The 22782-nt window shown below is 39.7% G+C and carries 19 protein-coding genes and 1 pseudogene; 17 read left to right on the top strand and 3 right to left on the bottom strand.

Features of this window, described 5'->3' with window-relative positions; genetic code table 11:
- Positions 1 to 79: 79 nt before the first annotated feature.
- From ABD006_RS00685 to ABD006_RS00660, 6 genes are all read left to right on the top strand, one after another.
- On the top strand, positions 80 to 1060 hold the full coding sequence (locus ABD006_RS00685) for a P1 family peptidase (protein ID WP_343836416.1): 981 nt from the start codon (positions 80 to 82) through the stop codon (positions 1058 to 1060).
- A gap of 96 nt (positions 1061 to 1156) precedes the next feature.
- On the top strand, positions 1157 to 4795 hold the full coding sequence (locus tag ABD006_RS00680) for a dynamin family protein (RefSeq protein ID WP_343836414.1): 3639 nt from the start codon (positions 1157 to 1159) through the stop codon (positions 4793 to 4795).
- Between the two features lie 488 nt (positions 4796 to 5283).
- Complete coding sequence (gene cshA, locus ABD006_RS00675) at positions 5284 to 6771, top strand: degradosome RNA helicase CshA (protein ID WP_464758074.1); 1488 nt, start codon at positions 5284 to 5286, stop codon at positions 6769 to 6771.
- Positions 6772 to 7017: 246 nt separating this feature from the next.
- Positions 7018 to 8619 (top strand): ABC-F family ATP-binding cassette domain-containing protein, encoded by a 1602-nt coding sequence (locus ABD006_RS00670; protein ID WP_343836412.1) that lies wholly within the window; start codon positions 7018 to 7020, stop codon positions 8617 to 8619.
- A 275-nt stretch (positions 8620 to 8894) separates the two neighbouring features.
- Entirely contained in the window at positions 8895 to 10142 is a 1248-nt protein-coding gene (locus tag ABD006_RS00665; protein ID WP_343836409.1) for an ATP-binding protein, read from the top strand.
- Positions 10143 to 10237: 95 nt separating this feature from the next.
- Positions 10238 to 12013 (top strand): ATP-binding protein, encoded by a 1776-nt coding sequence (locus ABD006_RS00660; RefSeq protein ID WP_343836407.1) that lies wholly within the window; start codon positions 10238 to 10240, stop codon positions 12011 to 12013.
- Between the two features lie 155 nt (positions 12014 to 12168).
- Here ABD006_RS00660 and ABD006_RS00655 read toward each other — a convergent pair whose 3' ends face one another.
- Positions 12169 to 12363 (bottom strand): hypothetical protein, encoded by a 195-nt coding sequence (locus tag ABD006_RS00655; RefSeq protein ID WP_343836405.1) that lies wholly within the window; start codon positions 12361 to 12363, stop codon positions 12169 to 12171.
- Positions 12364 to 12422: 59 nt separating this feature from the next.
- Positions 12423 to 12761: a DUF192 domain-containing protein gene (locus ABD006_RS00650; protein ID WP_343836403.1), complete on the bottom strand. Its 339-nt coding sequence runs from the start codon at positions 12759 to 12761 to the stop codon at positions 12423 to 12425.
- Positions 12762 to 12987: 226 nt separating this feature from the next.
- Here ABD006_RS00650 and ABD006_RS00645 point away from each other — a divergent pair, with 226 nt between their 5' ends.
- The 9 genes from ABD006_RS00645 (at position 12988) to ABD006_RS00605 (ending at position 20297) form a co-directional block, all read left to right on the top strand.
- Positions 12988 to 13203, top strand: a complete 216-nt coding sequence (locus tag ABD006_RS00645; protein WP_343836401.1) for a Flp family type IVb pilin — start codon at positions 12988 to 12990, stop codon at positions 13201 to 13203.
- 109 nt (positions 13204 to 13312) lie between these two features.
- Positions 13313 to 13810: an A24 family peptidase gene (locus tag ABD006_RS00640; protein ID WP_343836398.1), complete on the top strand. Its 498-nt coding sequence runs from the start codon at positions 13313 to 13315 to the stop codon at positions 13808 to 13810.
- A complete protein-coding gene (locus tag ABD006_RS00635; RefSeq protein ID WP_343836396.1) occupies positions 13801 to 14187 on the top strand; it encodes a TadE/TadG family type IV pilus assembly protein in 387 nt (128 codons plus the stop codon). The genes ABD006_RS00640 and ABD006_RS00635 overlap by 10 nt, the downstream gene beginning before the upstream one ends.
- A 1-nt stretch (position 14188) precedes the next feature.
- Complete coding sequence (locus ABD006_RS00630) at positions 14189 to 15088, top strand: pilus assembly protein TadG-related protein (RefSeq protein ID WP_343836394.1); 900 nt, start codon at positions 14189 to 14191, stop codon at positions 15086 to 15088.
- Between the two features lie 35 nt (positions 15089 to 15123).
- Positions 15124 to 15726, top strand: coding sequence for a Flp pilus assembly protein CpaB (gene cpaB, locus ABD006_RS00625; protein ID WP_343836391.1), 603 nt, complete (start codon positions 15124 to 15126; stop codon positions 15724 to 15726).
- Entirely contained in the window at positions 15723 to 16910 is a 1188-nt protein-coding gene (locus ABD006_RS00620; RefSeq protein ID WP_343836388.1) for a CpaE/TadZ family protein, read from the top strand. Before cpaB ends, ABD006_RS00620 begins: the two co-directional genes overlap by 4 nt.
- Before the next feature lie 128 nt (positions 16911 to 17038).
- On the top strand, positions 17039 to 18394 hold the full coding sequence (locus ABD006_RS00615) for a TadA family conjugal transfer-associated ATPase (RefSeq protein ID WP_343836386.1): 1356 nt from the start codon (positions 17039 to 17041) through the stop codon (positions 18392 to 18394).
- Positions 18394 to 19371: a type II secretion system F family protein gene (locus tag ABD006_RS00610; protein WP_343836384.1), complete on the top strand. Its 978-nt coding sequence runs from the start codon at positions 18394 to 18396 to the stop codon at positions 19369 to 19371. The genes ABD006_RS00615 and ABD006_RS00610 overlap by 1 nt, the downstream gene beginning before the upstream one ends.
- Before the next feature lie 2 nt (positions 19372 to 19373).
- A complete protein-coding gene (locus ABD006_RS00605) occupies positions 19374 to 20297 on the top strand; it encodes a type II secretion system F family protein (RefSeq protein WP_343836383.1) in 924 nt (307 codons plus the stop codon).
- Between the two features lie 296 nt (positions 20298 to 20593).
- Here the strand turns inward: ABD006_RS00605 and ABD006_RS00600 are convergent.
- Positions 20594 to 21088 (bottom strand): annotated as a pseudogene (locus ABD006_RS00600) (Crp/Fnr family transcriptional regulator); the annotation flags it as partial.
- 160 nt (positions 21089 to 21248) lie between these two features.
- Between ABD006_RS00600 and mobA the strand changes: the two are divergent.
- The gene (mobA, locus tag ABD006_RS00595) at positions 21249 to 21845 is read left to right on the top strand and encodes a molybdenum cofactor guanylyltransferase (protein ID WP_343836381.1); all 597 of its coding nucleotides are present in this window, start codon (positions 21249 to 21251) and stop codon (positions 21843 to 21845) included.
- Positions 21846 to 21872: 27 nt separating this feature from the next.
- Positions 21873 to 22643 (top strand): molybdate ABC transporter substrate-binding protein, encoded by a 771-nt coding sequence (gene modA / locus ABD006_RS00590; protein WP_343836380.1) that lies wholly within the window; start codon positions 21873 to 21875, stop codon positions 22641 to 22643.
- Positions 22644 to 22782: the final 139 nt, after the last annotated feature.

Raw genomic sequence — 22782 nt, 5'->3', positions numbered from 1 at the left:
AGGGCTGCTTCTTCTTTAAATGGGAGCAGTCCTTTTTTTATATTCATGATACACATTAACAAAGGATAGGAGCGAAAAAATGAAGGAAGTGAAATTTACGGAGCTTGAAGGATTCAGGTTAGGACATGCACAAAATGAGCAGGCACTGACTGGGTGTTCAGTGATTATATGTGAGGAAGGAGCAACAGGAGGGGTTGATGTGCGTGGAGGATCCCCTGGAACCAGGGAGACAGATTTACTGGATCCTCAGAATCTGGTGGAAAAAGTTCATGCGGTAATGTTAGCAGGAGGAAGCGCATATGGTTTAAATGCTGCTGGTGGGATTATGGAATACCTGGAGGAGCAGGAAATTGGTTTTGATGTTCAGGTAGCAAAAGTTCCAATTGTAGCCGGTGCTATTCTTTTTGATTTACTGCCTGGTGACCCCTCTGTACGACCTGATCATAAAATGGGGTATTCAGCCAGTCAAAATGCTTTTCATCATCCTGTGAATAAAAATGGAAATATAGGCGCAGGAACAGGAGCAACGGTTGGAAAAGCACTGGGTCCTGAATTTGCGATGAAGGGCGGTTTAGGTACGTATGCTGTGCAGGCTGGAGATTTACAGTTGGGGGCTGTTGTTGCAGTGAATTGCTTTGGCGATGTGATTGATCCAGAATCAGGCAAGTTGATTTCCGGGGCCTACGATAAGCAAAAACAATTCTTTTTATCCTCAGAGGAGTCCTTGCTCAACCAGTTAAATGATAAAGAAAAAACCAATCGTTTTAAGGGGAATACAACGATAGGTACGGTCGTTACCAATGCCAAGTTAACAAAAGCCCAGGTAAATAAGCTGTCCTCCATGACCCATGACTCCCTGGCACGAACGATGCGTCCTTCCCATTCATTGGTTGATGGAGATACAATTTTTACGATGAGCACGAATAAGGTTGAAGCAGAATTAAACAGTCTTGGAATGTTAGCCTCCAAAGTAATGGAAAAGGCTATTATACGAGGGATAAAGGCTGCAGAAGGTGTAGACGGAGTTTCGTCCTATCAGGATCTGAACGATTATATTTGAAAAAGTTTCGGGATAGGTCTGTTATCAAGGTTGCTTTTTCAGTAAAATATTCTGTAAAAAGGGGAACGGGAAAAGGAGCATTTGAATCCTATGACAATGACAAATATATCTAAACTGCAAAATTTGTTAAGCAAATTAGCACGTTCTTATGAAAAATTAGACCAATACGAAGATCAGCAACGAAAACATAAAGTTTTAGACCTGTATAAAAAATTTATAAACAAGGAAATGACAATTGGTTTTTCGGGTCACTTTTCCGCCGGTAAGTCCTCGATGATCAATGAGGTTATTGGCGACAGCATCCTGCCTGCAAGCCCTATTCCTACCAGTGCGAACCTCGTAAAAATAAAAAATACACAAAAGCCGTATACGAGAGTGTTTTTCCGGGAAGAAGCACCTGCTCATTATGAGAGTGTGCTTGATATGGATATTATTCATTCTTTGTGCAGAGACGGCGATGCGATTAAAGGGATTGAAATCGGAAAACCGATTTCACACCTGCCTGAAGACGTCTGGATTTTGGATACACCGGGAATAGACTCGTCTGATGAAGCGGACCGGATCATTACGGAGTCCAGTATCCATACGGTTGATGTCCTTTTTTATGTAATGGATTACAATCATGTTCAATCTGAGGTAAACCTGTCTTTTCTAAAAGACCTTCAAAAACAGGAAAAGCCTTTTTATATAATCGTCAATCAAATTGATAAACATGAGGAAGAAGAGCTCTCCTTTACATCTTTTAAAGATAGTGTCTATCAGGTGCTTGAACAGTGGGGAATAAGACCTGAGCAACTTTATTTTACATCCTTACATGAAGAGAATCATTCATACAATCAATTGTCCGTGGTTAAGCATTTACTGGAGGATCTTACACACAAAAAAGATTCCTTGATGGAGGAAACGGTTCAGCATGCGCTGACTTCTCTTCTTAACAGTCATGTTGAAGAATATAAGCAGGCATACCAGGATGAACTCAATGTACTTGAGGAACAACTGGAAGCTGATGAAAAATTATCAGAACTGGAGCAAATGCAAGCAGAAATAAATGAAGGAAAGTCTTTGGTAGAAGAAGCGGAGATACAACTGAAAAAGACCATGGATGATATTTTTAAAAATGCTTATTTAATGCCTTATGAAAACCGGGAAAAGGCAAGACTGTTCCTTGAGTCTATGCAGCCTGGTTTTAAGATAGGTTTGTTCATGACGAAAAAAAAGACTGCTGAAGAACGGGATAAGCGTCAGTACTCTTTTTATGAAGCACTAATGGAAGTTACAGCTGTACAATTGGAAACGCACATTCGTGACATGGCGGTCAACCTGGCTAAAAAATATCAGGTCACGGATGAACAAATTCTGCAGGATATTCAAAACTTTAATCTGACCTATGAACCAGAACGTTTAAAGAAGGTAATGAAAACAGGGGCAGAGGTTACAGGGAATTATGTTCTTGTATATACGAATGATGTGTCAAACGATTTAAAGAACAGTGCTAAGGAACAGATCGAACATTTATGGGAAAAAGTCAATCTTCATATTGAGGAATATGAAAAGAACATAATAAAAGAGAAGGAAGAAGACTTAGAAAAGCTTAAACAACACGAGCAGATAAGAGAACAAATCAATCATATTCACAGGTCAATAGAGTTGCGGGAAAGGGAGCTGGACCACGAAGAAATAACCGATGACTTGGATATTGAATCATCTCTTCAGCAAATGGAGAAGCTCTTGGCTACGTTTGAGAATAACGTCCAGATGGCTGCCGCTTCAGCATTGGAATCAGCTGGGAAAACCATCAAACATGAAGAAACATTCTCATCATCAGAAAAGCAGAATACTCATTTCTCTCCATCATCTTCGGTTCCAGTGGATGATATGATTGATCGGATGGAGCAGTCCATCCATATAATAAAGGATATGAAAGGTTTTAAAACGATTGCAGGTGATCTTTCTCAAAAGAGAGACCGGCTAATCAACCGTCAATTTACCGTAGCATTATTTGGAGCGTTCAGTGCAGGGAAGTCCTCCTTTGCTAATGCACTTTTGGGAGATAATGTTCTGCCTGTATCGCCTAATCCAACGACTGCAACCATTAATAAAATTCGTCCATCTGACCGTGAACACGAACATGGAACGGTTCGTATTCAACTTAAAAGTGAAAAGCAGGTCTTAGAGGATATTATACATGCAGGGAAAAGAATACCGGACTCCTTTGGAACATTAGAGGAGGCCATCAGCTGGCTTGCCCATGAAGATCTGTCAGAGTATATATCTGAAGGAGAAAATAAGAGTCTGTCCTTTCTGCATGCTCTGCAAAAGGGGTATCACAAGCTGAAAAATCAATTGAATCAATCATTGAGCATAAAACTGGAAGATGCGCATGTGTATGTTGCAGAGGAGCAATATGCCTGTTTCGTGGAATCGGTTGAATTTTATTATGATTGCCCATTAACAATGAATGGAGTAACGCTCGTAGATACACCCGGGGCTGATTCCATTAATGCAAGACATACGGAGGTGGCATTTGAATATATTAAAGATTCTGATGCAATTTTGTTTGTAACGTACTACAATCACGCCTTTTCCAGAGCTGATCAGGAATTCCTTACCCAGCTTGGTCAGGTAAAAGATGTGTTTACCTTGGATAAAATGTTTTTTGTCATAAATGCAAAGGACCTGGCTAAGAATGAAGAGGAACTTGAGCTTGTCCAATCCTATGTTAAGGATAATCTAACTGCATTTGGCATTCGTCAGCCCAGAATGTTCCCGGTGTCAAGTAAATGGGCGCTGCAGGAGAAAAAAGAAAACGAGGTTAAAGGGTCCGGACTCATGGAATTTGAAAAAGCTTTTACCTCGTTTATTCAGGATGAACTGACAGGGATTATGGTCAACTCAGGATTCCATGATATGAAGCGGGCGGTTTCTACACTGGATGAATACAGGAAACGTGCTTCCATGAACGCGGAGGAAAAACAGCAGCGAAAAGATCTATATAACAATGCTTGGTCAGCTATGCTTGACCTGATTAACCAGCAGTCTGATCTTCGTTATCAGCAGTCCATCAGGCAGGAACTGGAGGAACTGATTTATTATATTCATCAGCGTATATTCCTGAACTTTTCTGATCTTTTTAAAGAAACCTTCAACCCCGCAACGATTAAATCCAATGGACGTAGGGGCAAAGCCGAGTTAGAGATGGCTTTTCACCAGCTTATCGGACTGTTAGAGGGTAAACTCATTCGAGAGGTTCAGGCCACCGAATTAAGAGTGGAAGCATTTATGAAAAAGCAGATAGAACAATTAAAGGAGGATGTACAAAATGATGACCTGTTAAAGGATTATCAGGTCACCTTTCAAAACGAAATAGCACCGGATTTTATCTCGCCTAAAGTTGATTTACATCTGGACGTTATTGAATTAGAGCCATTCAGGAAAATTTTCAGTTCCTTTAAGAACACAAAGGTATTTTTTGAACAGAATGAAAAAGAGGATACAAAGCAGAGGTTAGAGGAAACGTTAAAACCGTTGATAAAAGAATCTTTAACAGACGAAAGTCACATATTGGTTCAGAATTACCTGGAACAATGGGAAAAGGAAATAGATGAAGTAAAGCAGAGATGGAAAGAGACCGTTAATCAGTATTTTGAAGGCCTTTTATACAGCCTGACCGATGAAGTGGATATTACTGACCTTCGAGACAAGTATAAGCAATTAGAAAACCTTGTCGATGTATAAGGGATAAAGACGGAAGCTAAGACTCGCAGCATAAGCAGAATCTCCTGAATGTCCTGACATTGGCTATAAATGGGATTCTGCTTATGAATGAAAAACGGAGGCGACGCTATAGTATATTTTACGAAAACAGTCTTTAGTTTTACTTAAAGTAATAATGGGGAAAGGATATTAGAGAGGTTTCCAGCATTATTTTATTCCTGGTTAAAGCAATAAGTTTCTGGAACTATTAAGATAAAATAGTGACTTTGGTGTGATTCATTTCAATAATGAGCACTAAAACTGGATTTTTTTCATAAATTCCTTTAAACTTGCTAAAGTATGGAAATCTAATATTGTGTATGTGAAACTTGTATGTGAAAAAGGAGAACAAGCGGATACTTGATAAAGGTTTGGTAACGATACAATTAGGGTTATTTTGAAACTTACGATACATACTAATAATAGATGAAATATATGTAAGAGGCATCATAGGAAAGGATTGAATAAGATTGACAAATTTTAAGGATTTTAATATTAGCGAGGACACCCTTCAGGCCGTAATGGCCATGGGTTTTGAGGAAGCTACACCCATTCAGGCTAAGGCCATTCCTTCAGGGATGGAAGGAAAGGATCTGATTGGACAAGCTCAAACAGGAACAGGTAAGACGACCGCATTCGGTATACCTCTTGTGGAAAAAGTGGATACAACAAGCGGAAATATCCAGGGAATTATTTTAGCCCCAACACGGGAATTAGCGGTACAGGTGGCTGAGGAATTAAATCGTATAGGTACGAAAAAAGGGATTTTCACCCTGCCTATCTATGGTGGACAGGATATTAATCGTCAAATTAAAGCGTTGAAGAAGCGCCCGCAGATTATTTCCGCTACACCTGGGCGTTTATTAGACCATATGAAGAGACGAACAATCCGTTTAAACAACATTCACACCGTTGTACTGGATGAAGCAGATGAAATGCTGAATATGGGCTTTATTGATGAAATTGAGGAAATTCTTGGAGCTATTACCTCTGAGCACCAGACGATGTTGTTCTCAGCTACCATGCCTAAAAAGATTGAAGCCCTGGCACAGAAGTTTATGAATAATCCAGAGCTGATCCGTACCAAGTCCAAGGAGATGACGGTTAAAAATATTGATCAGCATTATATCGATGTACCTGAAAAACAGAAGTTTGATGTGCTCAGCCGTTTACTGGATATTCAGTCTCCTGAACTGGCCATTGTGTTTGGCCGTACGAAAAAGCGAGTGGACGAACTGACAGAGGGGTTAAAAAAGCGGGGCTATTCCGCAGAAGGGATACACGGCGATTTATCCCAATCCAAGCGTGACCATGTCATTCGTCTTTTCAAAGAACAGACGATTGATATTATGGTTGCCACAGATGTTGCTGCCCGAGGTTTAGACATCTCAGGTGTGACACATGTGTATAATTTCGATATCCCACAGGATCCTGAGAGCTACGTTCATCGAATTGGACGTACAGGCAGAGCTGGTCGCAAAGGTCTGTCTCTTACTCTTGTAACCCCTCGTGAAATAGGACATTTGCGGGCCATTGAACAGGTTACAAAAACAAAGATTGAACGAAAATCAGTTCCTACGTATACAGACGTGATTGAGGGAAATAAACAATCCGCTCTTGATCAATTAAGAGAATCGGCACAGCAGGAAGACAATAAAGAATATAAAACGATGGCTGAAAATCTCCTGAATGATATTGATTCAGTGTCGTTAGTATCAGCTGCCATCAAACTGTTAACCAAGGAACCTGATCGTACACCTGTTCATTTAACATCCATTGCCCCACTGCGCGCCAAAAAATCAAAAAATCAGGGCAATCGGAAACGCTCAAATAACAGAGGGTATAAGGATCGGAACAATAAGGATCGATACAACAAAGATCGTAAACCAAGGGAAAGAAGATATAACAAAGACCAGCGAAATAAGAACAAGAAAAACTGGGGCGGAAAAGGAAAATAAGGAGAAGCGGAGCCGGACACGGCTTTTGCTGATCTCTTAGGCACAAATCAGCTTATTTCTAATTTCCTATACCATACAAAAGCTAATGGCTGCAATTGACCATTAGCTTTTGTATTGGTGCAGAAAATTAATTTCGTACATGTATCATCCATGGATTTTCTATCATATAAACTATCTTTTCCCCAGTCGTTCATGATATAATGGCAATTACGTTTAATTATCAGGAAAATGGAGGCCATACAAACGATGCTTAACGTTCAGAATGTCAGCTTACGATACGGTGATCGGAAGCTGTTTGAAGATGTAAATATAAAATTCACCCCGGGCAATTGCTACGGGCTAATAGGTGCAAATGGGGCAGGTAAGTCCACTTTCTTAAAAATACTTTCAGGTGAAATCGAAACTCAGACCGGTGATGTTTCCATTACACCGGGACAAAGGCTTGCTGTGCTGAAACAGGATCATTTTGAGTATGAAGAAAATGAAGTGCTGCAGGTTGTTATCATGGGGCATGAACGTTTATATAAAATTATGCATGAAAAAAATGAGATTTATATGAAGCCTGATTTTTCAGATGAGGATGGAATGAGGGCAGCCGAGCTGGAAAGTGAGTTTGCTGAACTAAACGGGTGGGAGGCAGAATCGGACGCCTCTAAACTGTTAACAGGACTGGGAATTGATGAATCGCTTCACCAGCTGAAAATGGCAGAATTGACCGGATCTCAAAAAGTTAAAGTTCTTTTAGCTCAGGCTTTATTTGGTTCCCCGGATATTTTACTTCTGGATGAGCCGACGAACCATCTCGATATTAAGGCCGTCCAATGGCTAGAAGAATTTTTAATCGATTTCGAAAATACTGTAATTGTGGTTTCCCACGACCGTCACTTCCTGAATAAGGTTTGTACACATATAGCAGATATTGATTACGGAAAGATTGAGCTGTATGTGGGTAACTACGATTTCTGGTATGAATCCAGTCAATTAGCCAAAAAGATGGCTGAGGAAGAAAATAAGAAAAAAGAAGAAAAGATAAAAGAGCTTGAAACCTTTATTGCACGCTTTAGTGCGAACGCATCAAAATCCAAACAGGCCACGTCCAGAAAAAAATTATTGGACAAAATTACGCTTGACGATATTAAGCCTTCATCGAGAAGATATCCATATATCGCCTTTAAGCCCAACAGAGAAATTGGCAATGATGTTCTTTTTGTTGAAGGGTTAAGTAAAACAATCGATGGAGAAAAGGTTCTCGATAATGTGTCCTTTACTTTGAAGAGGGATGATAAAGTAGCTCTGATTGGTGACAATGAGAGAGCCAACACAGCCCTTATGCAAATTATAATGGGGGAGATGGAGCCGGATGAAGGTTCCTATAAATGGGGAATAACTACGTCGCAAAGTTACTTTCCTAAGGACAATTCCCCATACTTTGAAAACAACAACATGGATTTAGTGAATTGGCTCCGTCAATATTCACCGGAAGACCAGACAGAAACCTTTATCAGAAGCTTTCTTGGTCGTATGCTCTTCTCAGGTGAGGAAGCCAGGAAAAAGGCAAACGTATTATCTGGTGGAGAAAAAGTCCGTTGTATGCTCTCAAAAATGATGCTAAGTGGAGCCAACGTATTGTTATTTGATGAGCCGACAAACCATCTGGATCTTGAGGCGATTACAGCTTTGAATAATGGACTCATGAAGTTTAATGGCGTTCTAATGTTTACGTCCCATGACCATCAATTCATTCAGTCCCTGGCCAACCGTATTATTGATATCCGCCCTGATGGGGTTGTGGACAAAGAAATGACTTATGATGAGTATCTTGAATATCAGGGAGTAACACTGGGATAAAAGAAATCGTAAGGGTACTCTATAGAACCTCGACTTAAAGCAAAATATATGGAAACTGTGATGCCTGGGCACGTATCTACGTCTACCCAGGCTTTTTTCTATTCCAAACTATATGGTGGATGGAGGACATGACTTACTTCATATGAGACGAAACTGACCGTACAAAAATGAAAGATCTGATACTTTATACTCAGTGTTTTTTAAATTTTATTTACAGGAATGTTAAAAAAAGGTAAGATAGAATTACAAATTGTAAATAATGGGGAGTTAATGGTATGGAGGAGACACTTCCACATCTATTAAATAATGTATTATTTATTGTCTTTCCAGTTTTATTCTATTTCATATTCCTCAACGAAGAAGATACTGCACGCCAGACACGTACTTTTTCAAAATTTGCTATTTTTCTTCTTATAGCCTTATGTTTAACCATGTTTTTCCCCGCAGAATATTCCGATGCTTTTATTTATGATTTAAGAATTGTCCCCATCTTAATGGCTATTCTTTATGGTTCACGTTTATCAGGACTAAGTCTCATTCTTGTCATGTTATTCTACACCTTACTGTTTCAGCATTCCGAGTTCTATGTTTATTTAGGTAATTATACAGTTGCTTTTATCCTTCTATTGTGGATAAAACCCCGATATATAAAAGCAGATCGTTTTAAAAGATTTATTATAGTTACTCTCTTTTATTTGGCGATTGCCATAACCAGAGGTGTATTTCTGATTCACACCGGTCAGGTACAGCAATTACCCCTCTTAGTTATCCTTTCATTAATAACCTGGTTTACCATTCTTGCGGTCCAGTTACTCATTGAAAATATGGATAAGCAAACCCGGTTAAAACGCGAGCTTCAGCATAATGAAAAAGTGGATGCCGTAAGCCAGCTGGCCGCCTCTGTTACCCATGAAGTAAAAAATCCGCTGACGACGGTCAAAGGATTTCTTCAAATTCTGCATGAAAAGGACTATTTAAGTGACAAAGATAAATCATATTTAAGATTGTCCATAGATGAATTGGAACGTGCGGAATCTATTATCCAGAATTATTTATCCTTATCCAAACCACAGAAAGATCCATATGGAATCGTAGACATTTCTTCAGTGCTTCAGAATCTTATTAAACTTTTAGCCACATATCAGCAGAATATCCAGTTAGTAACAGCGGTTGAACCTGATTTAACGGTGAAGGGAATAAAACATGAGGTTCAGCAGGTATTATTAAACATCATTAAAAATGGGATGGAAGCCATGAGAGATCATCCCGGACAATTATACATAAAAGCGATGAGAAGGGATTCCGATGTGGTGATAACCATTAAAGACCAGGGGAAAGGAATCGCAAAAAACGATTTAAAAAGAATAGGTGAACCTTATTTTACAACTAAAAAGAATGGCACAGGTCTTGGGATGAGTGTCAGTTTTGAGATTGTTAAACGGATGGGCGGACGAATTACTGTACATAGTGAGTTAGGTTACGGTACGATATTTACAATCGAACTGCCCTTAACCAATTTGTAATTTTCATAGATTTTCTTTTCTATTGTTCGACTTTCTTTTACAATAAGGGAAGCGTTTTTTTATAGGAAAGGAAGTATAAAATGGAATATATCTTCATGTCAACGGATCCAATGTTACTTTTTCTTGCCATTGTTTTAACTTTTATGGCCTCTTATACTGCCATTGATTTATTTACGTTGATAAGCTCCTCTGACCGGAACAAGGAGTTTTTATTTCTTGGAGGAGTTACTTCAATGGGGATAGGTATCTGGGTAATGAATGTTCTGGTTACCTTTACCATCAATACGGTGGATTTGTCTGATTATAACATCCCGCTTGAGATTCTATCTGTACTATTGGGAATTATTTTTATAGGCATCGCTTTTTATAATCTGGTAGCAAGGCCCTATCGAACATCACGTCTTTATACCAGCAGTTTCTTTCTGACTCTTGCTGTTTTCTGCTTTCACGTTTTAGGTGTTTATTCGATGAATTACACGATGTCTTTTGATCCTGAGATATTGTTTGTTTCCCTTGCAATGATTTTTATTTCGTTTTTATTTTCTTTATGGATTCTCTTTTCAAAAAAATATTCCTATACCAGACGAGGATGGTTGCGTCCAGTAAGCACCTTAATTATTACTCTTGCGATTGTTGAAGGCTATTTTTTGCTTTCAAGAGCATCGAGCTTTTATAACCCGGAGCATAATAGCAACGACGGGGGTCAATTAGAAGGATCATTTGTTTTTTACATTGTTATTTTTATGTCTGTTTTAATTTTAACCGGACTAATTGTAACGAGTTCGCTAGTCAGTAAAAGGCTGGCCTCCAGTTATACAAACCTGCAGGATTTTAAATTCGCCCTTGATCAATCCTCTATAGTGGCTATGACGGACAGGCGAGGTCGAATTATTTATGCAAACGACAAATTTTGTGAGATTTCCAAATACAGTCGTGATGAATTGATTGGGCAGGATCACCGGATATTAAATTCAGGGTATCATCCAAAATCATTTTTTAAAGATTTATGGAAAACAATCGGTACTGGTCATGTCTGGAAAGGTGAAATTTGCAATCGCGCCAAGGATGGTTCCTTTTATTGGGTGAATACAACCATTGTTCCTTTTCTGGATGATGACCATAAACCTTACCAGTATATTGCCATTCGAACGGATATAACAGAGCGTAAGAGAACAGAAGAATATTTACACCGTCAGGATAAATTAGCTGCGGTGGGTCAATTGGCAGCAGGGGTGGCACATGAAATCCGTAATCCTTTAACATCGATGCAGGGCTATGCAGAATTTCTGACTTTGGATGAGAAGGATGAACAAAGAAAAGAGTTTCTGGAGATTATTCTTGACGAAATTAATCGGGTGGATAACATTCTTGAAGATTTTATGGTTCTGGCCCGTCCGAAAGATTTAACGATGGAAGTGGGCAATATGGTTTTAACTGTCCAGAACGTTCTCACTTTGCTTGATTATGATGCTCGACAGCAAAATGTATCCGTATCCTTTGAAAATGAACAGGACTCCATGCAGGTTGTGATGGATGAAAATCGGATGAAGCAGGTATTTCTTAACCTTGTTAAAAATGCGATAGAGGCCATGCCTGAGGGAGGCGATCTGAACATAAATATGGACTATGTTCTTGAGGAAGAACAACGATGGGTTCATATTAAAATAGCTGATAGCGGGATGGGAATTTCGGAAAAGAATCTCAAAAGGATTTCCGATCCATTTTATACGACAAAAGAAAACGGAAACGGCTTAGGTCTTATGATCAGTTATAAGATTGTGGAAAACCACAAGGGCAAAATTCATATTGATAGTGCAGTGGGAGAGGGTACGACTTTCCATGTCTACCTCCCGGCTGCTGAACGAAAATGACTGATCTGTCCAGTCATCTGGAAAGAGAATGGTGAGGCAACCGTTTAGGACCTGGGGCATAAGCAGAATTTCCGAAGTGGCTGTATTTTTGCAACGGAAAAAATTCTGCTTATGCTTGTTTTAGTCCGTAAGGCAAACGGTTGTTTCTGCTTTTGCTACAAATTTTCATTCTGCTGTTTTATTTCATCAGCACCAATGGTTTTGTTGGCAGATTCTAATCTCTTGTGCTCGTCTGCCGAATCTCCTGGATAGGTTTCCTGATCGTCGTGAAACGGATCATAGGTTTGGACACTTAGTTCTTCACGCTTGGGGGCTTTCGTTTCTATGTTTCTTCGTTTACTCTTCGTCATTTGAATCACTCCTTTATTTACTACCCTTAGACTGGACCAATCTCCAAAGGTTTATTTCGTTACAGCTTAATTTTGTCATGAATTTTAATTTGGTACTTGTGAATGGTTCCGCTGGGAAGCTCAATTGCGGTAACCGCGTGTTTTACCGGCCAGACTACGTGCCACGGCTTTAGGTGGACTATGGTCTTAACCACTTGATGATGCTCATCTAAAAAGACAACATCGATGGGGAAAAACATAAAAAACATATGAATGGAATTGCAGGGGCTGATGAAAATTCCTTCGTTTTTTATAGGGGTTAATCTAAACATAAGCCCTCTGAACCTCTTCCAGAACGTCTGATATCTTAGTATGCTGATTGGAACCTCAAGCCTTTTGTCACTGCTAATAATCTCCATAAACTAACGCACCTTCCATACTTACCATTAATACTCTAGTGCTTTTTCTCTTCCACCATGCTAATATAAGTTTTGCAGGGACGGAAAGCCTTGCGAAAAGATGGCTGATGGAACGAAAGGAATGGCAATTATTGATTCTTATTATTTATAAATTTCAATCCTCCAATCGGGAAAACAGCCAGCCTGGTTTTAAAAAATTTCATAAAATTAATGGGGGTATACACAAATGAACAAACTAATGCAGAGATTAGTTAAAGAAGAAAAAGGACAAGGTATGACTGAATATGGTCTGATTCTTGGTCTGATTGCACTGGTGGTTGTAGTAGCACTGGTTACGCTTGGTGATGAACTTAAAGCAAAATTTGATTCCATCGTAACGTCAATTACAAATCCGGATACCATTACGGAAACAACTCCAGACACAACTTCCTCGACTAACTAACAACGAAATCCAACAAAGTTAAACTATAAATATTTGCAGACCCTATTTCTTGTAACAGTTTGTTCTAAAGAAGTAGGGTTATTTTTTTGCAATTAAAGGAGTGAGTGAATTGATTGAAGTCATTCTTTCTGTCATTTTAATCATCTCATTAATCACGGACATAAAAGCACGTAAAATTTTAAATATCGTAACCATCCCTGCTATAGGTTTTGCGTTTATATATTATGTTATAACCGGTGGACTACATGGACTCCTGTTCAGTACAGGTGGATTTTTACTTGGACTTGGTCTCTTATTCCTTCCATTTTTGTTAGGTGGAGTGGGTGCCGGCGACGTGAAATTATTGGCTGCTATTGGTGCACTGCAAGGCATGCAGTTTGTTTTTTATGCGTTTATTTATACAGCTCTCATTGGCGGGATGATAGCTGTCGTACTGCTGCTGAAAAGAAAGGATTTACTTCACTCCTTTAAACGTATTCTATACGTAACGCAGTTGAAAACGCTGGACTCTTTAAATAAAGATGAATTGCACCACGCCTTTCCGTATGGAGTGGCCATTGTGATTGGAACATTTATTACCTTGGGAGCAGGATCCTTATGGGTTTAAGAAAATCACAACGTGGACAGGCAGTTGTTGAGATAGCTTTAGCGTTACCTATCCTGCTGTTATTGATTTTTGGAATGATTGACTTTGGAAGAATCATACACACCTACATGACAGTTGAGCATGTCAGTCGTGAATCAGCCAGAGCAGCAAGCGTTGGGGATGACAATTTAAAAATTGAAGAAACAGCTTTTCAGGCAGCTCCAGCTTTAAAACACGAGCATTTATCCGTCACCATCTCTCCAGAAAGCAACCGGACCAGAGGAAGCTATGTCAGTGTAGCCACATCATATCCAGTTGAGATTTTTACTCCCTTTATCAAACAACTCTTACCAAATCCATTTTTAGTAACGAGCGAAACTGTTATGAGGATGGAGTAGTATGAGGAACTTCAGGAAACGTGAAGATGGGGCTGTGATGGTTCTGGTTGCGTTAGCGATGAGCGCTTTTTTAGCACTGGTTGCCCTTGTTTTAGATGGTGGCAATCTTTATCTGGAAAAAAACCGGCTGCAGAAAATGGTGGACGCTGCTGCTTTAGCGGGAGCGCAGGAACTTCCTTCATCACCGGAAAAGGCGACTGATTCAGCCAAATGGACAGCCTTACAAAATGGGGAAGCTGATCAAATTTTTGTTGAGTTTTTATCCGAAAATAAAGGAATAAAGGTTCGTGGACAGAAGACGGTAAGCTTAACGTTTGGAAAAGTATTGGGATTTGATGATCCTGTATTGGAAGCAAATGCTGTTGTTCAGCTGGCACCTCTGGATTCAGTCAAAGGAGCGATTCCTCTTGGTGTTCAATACAACAACGATATGTCTAAAGACGATTTAATTGAGCTGAAAGTAGGAGATCCTGTAGTAGGAAACTTTGGGGCCATTGAATTAACAGGCTCCGGTGCTCGTAACTATCTTGAGGACTTTAAAAAGGGCTTTGACAAAACCTTGCATGTAGGCGAAATCCTGTCTACGGAACCGGGAAAAATGAGTGGTGCTACAGAGGATGCTGTCGATTATCGCGTATCGAAATGCCCCGACGCTACGCACTTAGATTATAGTCCGGGCTGTGAGCGGGTCGTTCTCGTTATGGTGTATAAGCCGGTGAATGTTGATGTGAAACAAATAAAAGAAATTGAAATTGTCGGGTTTGCTTCTTTCTTTTTAGAAGGCATAGCACCCTATGATCAATCAGTTGTTCTGGGTCGGTTTATCGAGACAACCTTTAATGGTGGCAGTGCACCAGACCAATATGACTATGGTGCTTATGGTTTGAAATTAATTCAATAAGAAAATGGTGATGATGTGTGAAAAGCTTGAAGAAAATGTGGATTATATCAATTGTGTTAGGATTTATTTTTTCGTCTTTATTATATCTGGCTCTTAATCAGTCATCTGATCCATCTGTTCCAAAACAGGTACCAGCAACGGATGAGGAAACTTCTGAGGTCAATAATCAGGGTAGAGAGCAGGTACAAACAGAAACAGCAAACAATGGTATTGAAACAACAGAGGAAATAAATGAAGAGGAAACAAACACAAAACCGGCGTTGACTATTGAAAAAGGAAAACGAGCCATTGCCATTCCAGTAACAGGAGTACAAAGTGTAAGCCGTTTTATCCAGCCCGGGGATTTTGTGGATGTTGTTGCTGTTGTTCCTGCAGTCAAAGGTACTGATCCAAATGCGCAGATCCTGCTGCAGAAGCTTAAAGTTTTGGCCGTTGGATCAAGCACGGGCACAGAGAATAATGAAGCATCATCATCCTTAATTACTCTCGAAGTTTTACCGGAAGAAGGGGCTGCACTTGCTTATACTGTGGATCAGGGCTTTTATACATTAATGCTTCGCGATCCTGAGGACAAAGGAGATTCTCCCCACATTCACGTAACCATGGAAAAGTTAAATAAAGGGGTGATTCCTAAATGATAAATTACTTTATTATTTCCAGTAATGGAACTTCCACGGAAGCCATCAAAAAGCTTCTTTACTATAATCGTAAATTTGCAAAGTCCTTTCGGAACCAGGAGGAGTTTCAATCCTTCATAAGTGATGATGACTTCGGCGTTTTGTTTATTACTTCCAGCTCCGCGTACGATTTATACGATCTATGCGGAGACATTTCTATACAGATGCCTAATTTAAAAATCATTTTAATTGCCCATGAGGATGAAATTGATTATAAAAAGGCGATGTACGTAGGAGCAACAGACGTAATTCCTCTGAATTTTGAAGAACAGGAATGGAAGCAGGCACTGGTAAAAGCGGAAAGTATTATTGAAATCAAACTGGAAGAAGCAGAGAAAAAATTTGATCGGAAACCAGCAAGAACAATAACGGTAGCGAGTACTAAGGGTGGGATTGGAAAAACCACAATCAGTGTCAATTTAGCTGTGGCTTTTGCTAAACAAGGTGTAAAAGTAGCCGTCATCGATCTGGACCTGCAATTTGGAGATGTACCTTTGCTATTGGATCTGCAGCCTAAGCAGACGATTTATGAATGGCTGAAGGAGTCCTATGAAAATGGCGATGGCAAGGTTAACCCTTATATTACCTACGATCCGAAAACAAAGGTGTCTGTTCTGGCAGCTCCTACTTCTCCTGAATTTGCGGAATTGATTACTGGGGAACATATTTCCACAATTCTATCTCAGCTTAAGAAAGAATTTGATGTCATAATCGTTGATACCCCTCCATCCTTTGTTGAAACAAGCCTGGTCGCCATCGAAAATTCAGAGGAAATCCTGCTTATTACCTCATTGGATTTACCAGCTTTAAAGAATGGAAAATTGGCCATGGATACGTTTGAACTATTAGGTTTGAAGGATAAAGTGAAAATCCTGTTAAACAGAGATACCAAGATGGAAGGGATGGATCAATCATCGGTGGAGAAGATAGTCGGTCAAAATCTGGAACTATCTATTCCGAGTGATTATAAAACGGTTATTAGCTCCATTAATTTAGGTATTCCTTTTGTCATTCGCTCACCTAAAACAAATGTAGCCAAATCCATTGAGAAATTAGTAAGAAGAATCGATTCAAATAAAGACGCGAATAAAACACGATCAAAAAGGGAGAAAAAACAGTTTTCCTTTTTTCGCAAGCGTCATTAAAGTACGGGGGTAATCTTTACTCCAAACAACTTAATTTAATCATAGGTGGTCTTTAAGCCTTAGTATTTTAATGCGATGCCTAAACAACCATTCTTAGAAAACAGTCTTTTGTGAAAGAGGAGATGTAGATGTCATTATTAAAACGGTTAAATGAAAAAAGTGAAAATCAGCCAAAAGGTTCATCTGCATCAGCTGCTGTACCATCCCGAAGTGACAGCGTTCGTTCTCAGGAACACGAATTAAAAACGATGCTGCGAACTCATTTGATTTCCGAATTAAGAAAACAAAATGAAATTGATGATGATAAACAATTGGAATTTTTAAATAAAGAAGCGATGAAGTACCTGAATGAGGAGGGCGAGCGAATCTCATTTGAAATGAAAAAGTCCTTTATTGAAGACATTTCAAATGAATTAATTGGATATGGTCCGATTACTCCCTTCCTGAATGACCCGGAAGTTTCAGAAGTGATGGTCAATGGTCCAGACGATATTTATGTGGAGCGGAGTGGACGGCTTATAAGGACAGACGGTTATTTCAGGGATCATGATCATGTATTGCAGGTCATCGAGAAAATTGTTTCTCCTTTGGGAAGAAGAATTGATGAAAGCAGTCCGATGGTAGATGCCCGATTGCCGGATGGTTCCAGGGTAAATGCAATTATCCCTCCATTGGCTTTGAACGGTCCGACGATTACGATTCGAAAATTCCCTCAGGACCGGCTGCAAATGGAAAATTTAATTAACTTCGGCACCCTGAGTGAAGAAATGGCTCAATTTCTGGATGCCTGTGTAAAAGCGAGATTAAATGTGTTTATCAGTGGTGGAACAGGCTCAGGGAAAACCACATTGCTGAATGTCTTATCCTCTTACATTCCTCACGATGAGCGAATTATCACGATAGAGGATGCAGCCGAACTGCAGTTATCCCAGGATCATGTCATATCGTTGGAAACACGTCCTCCTAATATTGAGGGCACGGGTGCAATTTCCATCCGTGATTTAGTCCGAAACTCCCTGCGTATGAGGCCTGATCGAATTGTAATTGGTGAGGTGAGAAGCGCTGAAGCCTTGGACATGCTTCAGGCCATGAACACGGGTCACGATGGTTCGCTGGCAACGGGTCATGCAAACTCTCCCAGAGATATGCTTTCCCGTTTAGAAACAATGGTTCTTATGGCCGGTATGGACTTACCGATCAGAGCCATTCGTGAGCAGATTGCAGGAGCTGTGGATCTTGTTATCCAGCAGACAAGACTTAAGGACGGAAGCAGAAAAATCACCCATATCTCTGAAATCACCGGAATGGAAGGAGATACGATTACTCTGCAGGATATCTTCGTTTTTAAACAGACGGAAACAGCAAGCGATGGCAGGATTAAGGGAAGATTTGTATCAACTGGTATTCGGCCTGATTGTGCGGATAAATTAACCGATTATGGATTTGAGGTACCTGCCCATTGGTTCCAGGAGGAGTGGTCATAATGGTGTTTGTATTATTGTTTCTGCTTATTACATTGTTTACAGGAATGATTGCCATGACCTTGAAGCGTCATAAACTTCAAGTCGAATATCGCTTAAACAAATACTTTTCGGAAGAAGCAAATGATGAAAATAAAATGACAACCAGGGGCAGGACAATCGAGCAAGCCGGAAATAGAGATGCATTTTTAAAATCTGCTTTTCAAAGATTCTCAAGAATATTTCGCGGGAAAAAGCAAACAGAAAAGTGGGCAGAGCTTATTGAAACATCGGGTGTCCCCATAAGATCGGAAGAATTTATGGCTATTCGCCTGTTAAGCGTTTTGCTGACCTTTATGACAGCATTCGCAATGGAATTAAACTGGATGATGGTTATACTGCTTCCACTTATTGGCTGGTTTGGACCCGGCAGTTATTTAAAACATAAACGAAAAAAGAGAATTCAGGCGTGCTCAGATCAGCTCCCTCAGGCATTGGGAACTATTAGTACAGCGATGAAATCAGGATTTAGTTTTATGCAGGCGATGCAGTTAGTAGCGAAAGAAGTTTCCGATCCGCTCGGAACTGAATTTGCAAAAGCCATTCGGGAGATGAACTTAGGGATTTCAATGGAACAGTCTTTTCAAAATCTGTTAAGTCGTTTACCAAACAAAGACTTAAAATTAGTTGTGACTGCTGTGCTCATTCAAAGGTCCACGGGTGGAAACCTTTCTAAGCTATTTGAAACGATTGAAGAAACCATCCATGAAAGGATTCGTATGAAGGATGAATTGAAGACATTAACCTCTCAAGGGCGTATGTCGGCGATTATTATTTCGTTATTACCTGTTGTGCTGGGCTTAATATTAAATGTAGCAAGTCCCAGTTACTTTTCCCCAATGCTGGAGCATCCTTTGGGTTTGGTTTTCCTTGCTATGGGAGCCGTTTCAGGTTTCATCGGCTGGCTGGTGATTCAAAAGATTGTAAGAATTGAGGTGTAGAGATGGCAGCGTTTTTGTTATGGATGATTTCTTTTGCATTTTTCTCCATATTGTTTGTTACGGTACAAATAAGCGTGAATCATAATAAACTTCAAATTGACCGCCGTCTGATGCCGCTTGTTGATACGAGTATTTCCGCTGAACCGGAAGAGGATAAAGAATTATTATCATTTAAAATGCGGATTCTGTCACCGATGGCCGAAAAATTAAGAGGTTTTATTTTAAAAAGGACACCTAAACATAAGCTTCAGGAAATGGAAAATAAATTAAGAGATGCGGGAAATCCTTTTGGTCTGACAGGCCCAAATTTTATTTTGCTGAGATTAGTCATAACGATTGGTTTTATCCTGCTTTTATGGGTGATGTTTTTACCATCTGCAGATCAAATGGCCAAACTGATTTTCTTAAGTATTTTCGCAGCGTTATTTATTAACTTTTATGCTAACTACTATATAACTGCAAAGAAAAAACAAAGAGTAATAGAAATTGAAAAATCCATGCCAGATTTTTTTGATATGGTCACGGTTTCCATAGAAGCCGGTATGGGACTGGATAGTGCGCTGAGAAGAGTCTGTAAACAGATGGATGGCCCATTATCAAAGGAATTCCTCTACGCATTAGAGGATATGAAACTCGGCAAGTCAAGGAAAAACGCACTAACCGATTTACGAAACCGGGTAGCATCTGAATTTTTAAAGAGTGTGATCAGCGCAATTATTCAAGCTGATCAAATGGGGATAGGAATGTCCAAAGTTTTGCAGGCGCAGACACAGAGAATTCGTGAACAGCAGCGCCAAAAGGTAAAGGAACAAGCGATGAAGGCACCCGTAAAAATGCTGATTCCTATGGTGTTATTTATCTTCCCAACCTTGTTTATCGTTTTATTAGGACCGGCTGTTATTCAACTTATCGCAGGATGGAATTAGCAATGAATAAAATAGTACGGATACACAATCCCATTGGGCAGTAAGCGTTCAGTTTGAACCTGCAGCCAATGGGATTTTTTATGTCCATTTTTTTGTCTAATTTACCGACAAGCCATACGGGGGTATAGGGATCAGCTGGAGTATGGATGAGGAATATGAAGAGTTAAAGAAAAAAATCGGAACTGTAAACAATGGAAGTATAGCAGATGGCTGTCCGGATATTACAATAGCAAGATCGGCAAGCGAGGCAACCCTCCTGCTATCTTCAACAACCAATGGAAAAGTGGCTGTGAAGGACCATAACTGTTGGAAAGACGAATGAGTGTAGAATAAAGAGCACCTTTTTTTCCATTTAGCAGCAAATCTCTAATCTTCGTCTGAAACTTTCTCATGTGCTGACTTGTCCACTTCATAAATTCAACGGTCAGGGCATTATTAGTGGTTAATGCCTGTTCCAGTTGATCTTTACGGATGACAAATACTTCTCCTGGTTCAATGACTTTTGCACTAAGCAAGTAGGTGGCATCATCGATAAACAAAATCAACTCACCGACGATATCATCCTCTTTACATATACGCAGGATCATTTCCTTCCCGTTTGCTGTCAGCTTGGATATTTGCACGAGTCCACGTTTGATGACAAAGATTTCGTTTGCTGGGTCACCTTCATGAAACAGGAAGCTGTCTTTATCTATTTTCCGAACGGTACTATTGGAATGGAGAAGCTCCTGTAATTCATGGGAAATAGGCTGCTCATTGGTTCGTGCTTTAAGCAACAGGTCTGAATGCATCTTCAAACACTCCTTAATCTATGTAAATACACCGTTATTCTTTCATTAGTTGAAAATTCTCTGTATACTGTTATTCTAGCATCGTAGACGTATTTCTTTTTTCTTGATAAATAACGAATTTGTGACTAATATGCAAAATTATTGTGAAATGAGGGTTGTTATGAAATTAGCAGGCGTCGTTTTGGCAGGAGGGAAGTCCAGACGTTTTGGTTCACCCAAAGCATTTGCCAAAAGAGAAGGGAAAGATTTTTATCAATATTCACTGGATGCTTTACGTCCCGTTGTTGGTGAACTCTTTATGATTACCAATCCTGAGCTTTATAATCATTTTGATCTGCATTATACGAAAAACCTTACGGTACTTAATGACGACCCGGAACTGAAAAAGAGGGGACCGCTCTCAGGTTTATGGACGGCTATGAATGCCAAATCCTTTGACTGGTATATCGTGCTTCCTGTAGATGTACCCTTTATGGAAACTCGTGTATTACAACAGTTAGTCCACAATATAGACGAAGATACCGACGTGGTCATACCTGTCGTTACTGGTCGGAAACAGCCGTTAGTTGCTGCCTACTCAAAACAGATCAAGTCCCATATTAAACGTGTGCTGGATTCAGATGATTATTCTGTTGCCAGATTACTTGAGATGTGCCAGGTGAAGTATATAAATATAGATGAACCGCAGCCTTTTTACAATATAAACAACTCTACCGATTATCAGGTTTATATATATAACGATAAAGATATTAAATGAAGTATTTCGCTAGTCAGGATGGTGAAAATGAAAAGAATTCTTGCAGTTCTAATGGGATGTTTAATCATCATGCCAGGCTGCTCAGCTAATGATGAGGGGGATAAAACGGAGATTACAATCTCTGCAGCCTCCAGTATGTCAGAAAGCCTGCAGGAAGTGATAAGTGCTTTTGAACAGGAAAATCCATCTATCCATATTCATTTAAATTCCGGCGGTACTGGGACCCTTCGGAGGCAGATTGAGCAGGGAGCTCCTATTGATTTGTTTTTCTCAGCATCTGAAAGGGACTATCAAAAGGTTAGACAAAAGAATTTAATAAAAGAGGGAAACCAGCTTTTGACGAATTCTTTAGTTTTAATTAAGTCCGAACAAGCATCTGTTCGCACCATTAATGAACTGCTCCGTTCAGATGGGAAATTAGCTATTGGTACCCCGGAATCCGTACCCGCAGGAACCTATGCAAAGGAAGTTTTAATGCAGCTGAATAAATGGGACCGTCTTCGGGACCAACTGGTATTTACAAAGGATGTCACACAAGTATTAACGCTGGTTAACAAAGGAACCGCAGATTTAGGAATTGTCTATAACAGTGATGCTGATCAGGTTGAAAATGTTGCGGCAGTACGGGAGTTTGACGCAGCATTACATTCGCCGATTAAATACTATTTAGCTATGTTAAAGGATGACAATCAAAAGGAAGGTACGATTAACAAAGCAACAGATACATTTTACCAGTTTGCCCAATCAGAGACGGCTGAAAAGATCTATAAAAAGTATGGTTTCATAATTAAAGATTAATAAGATAGATAGGACGCTACCCTGGGAGATAAATTCCAGGGTATTTTTTTCACGCATTAACTGGCCGTAATACTCCCACATCAAGTCCTGAGGTTACCCCAACAAGTCTAAGTGGAGGATAGAGAAAATCCCCACTGAT

It is taken from the genome of Salinibacillus aidingensis, from assembly GCF_039522525.1.
Lineage (GTDB): Bacteria > Bacillota > Bacilli > Bacillales > Alkalibacillaceae > Salinibacillus > Salinibacillus aidingensis.
This window is presented reverse-complemented; position numbering and strand designations above follow the sequence as displayed.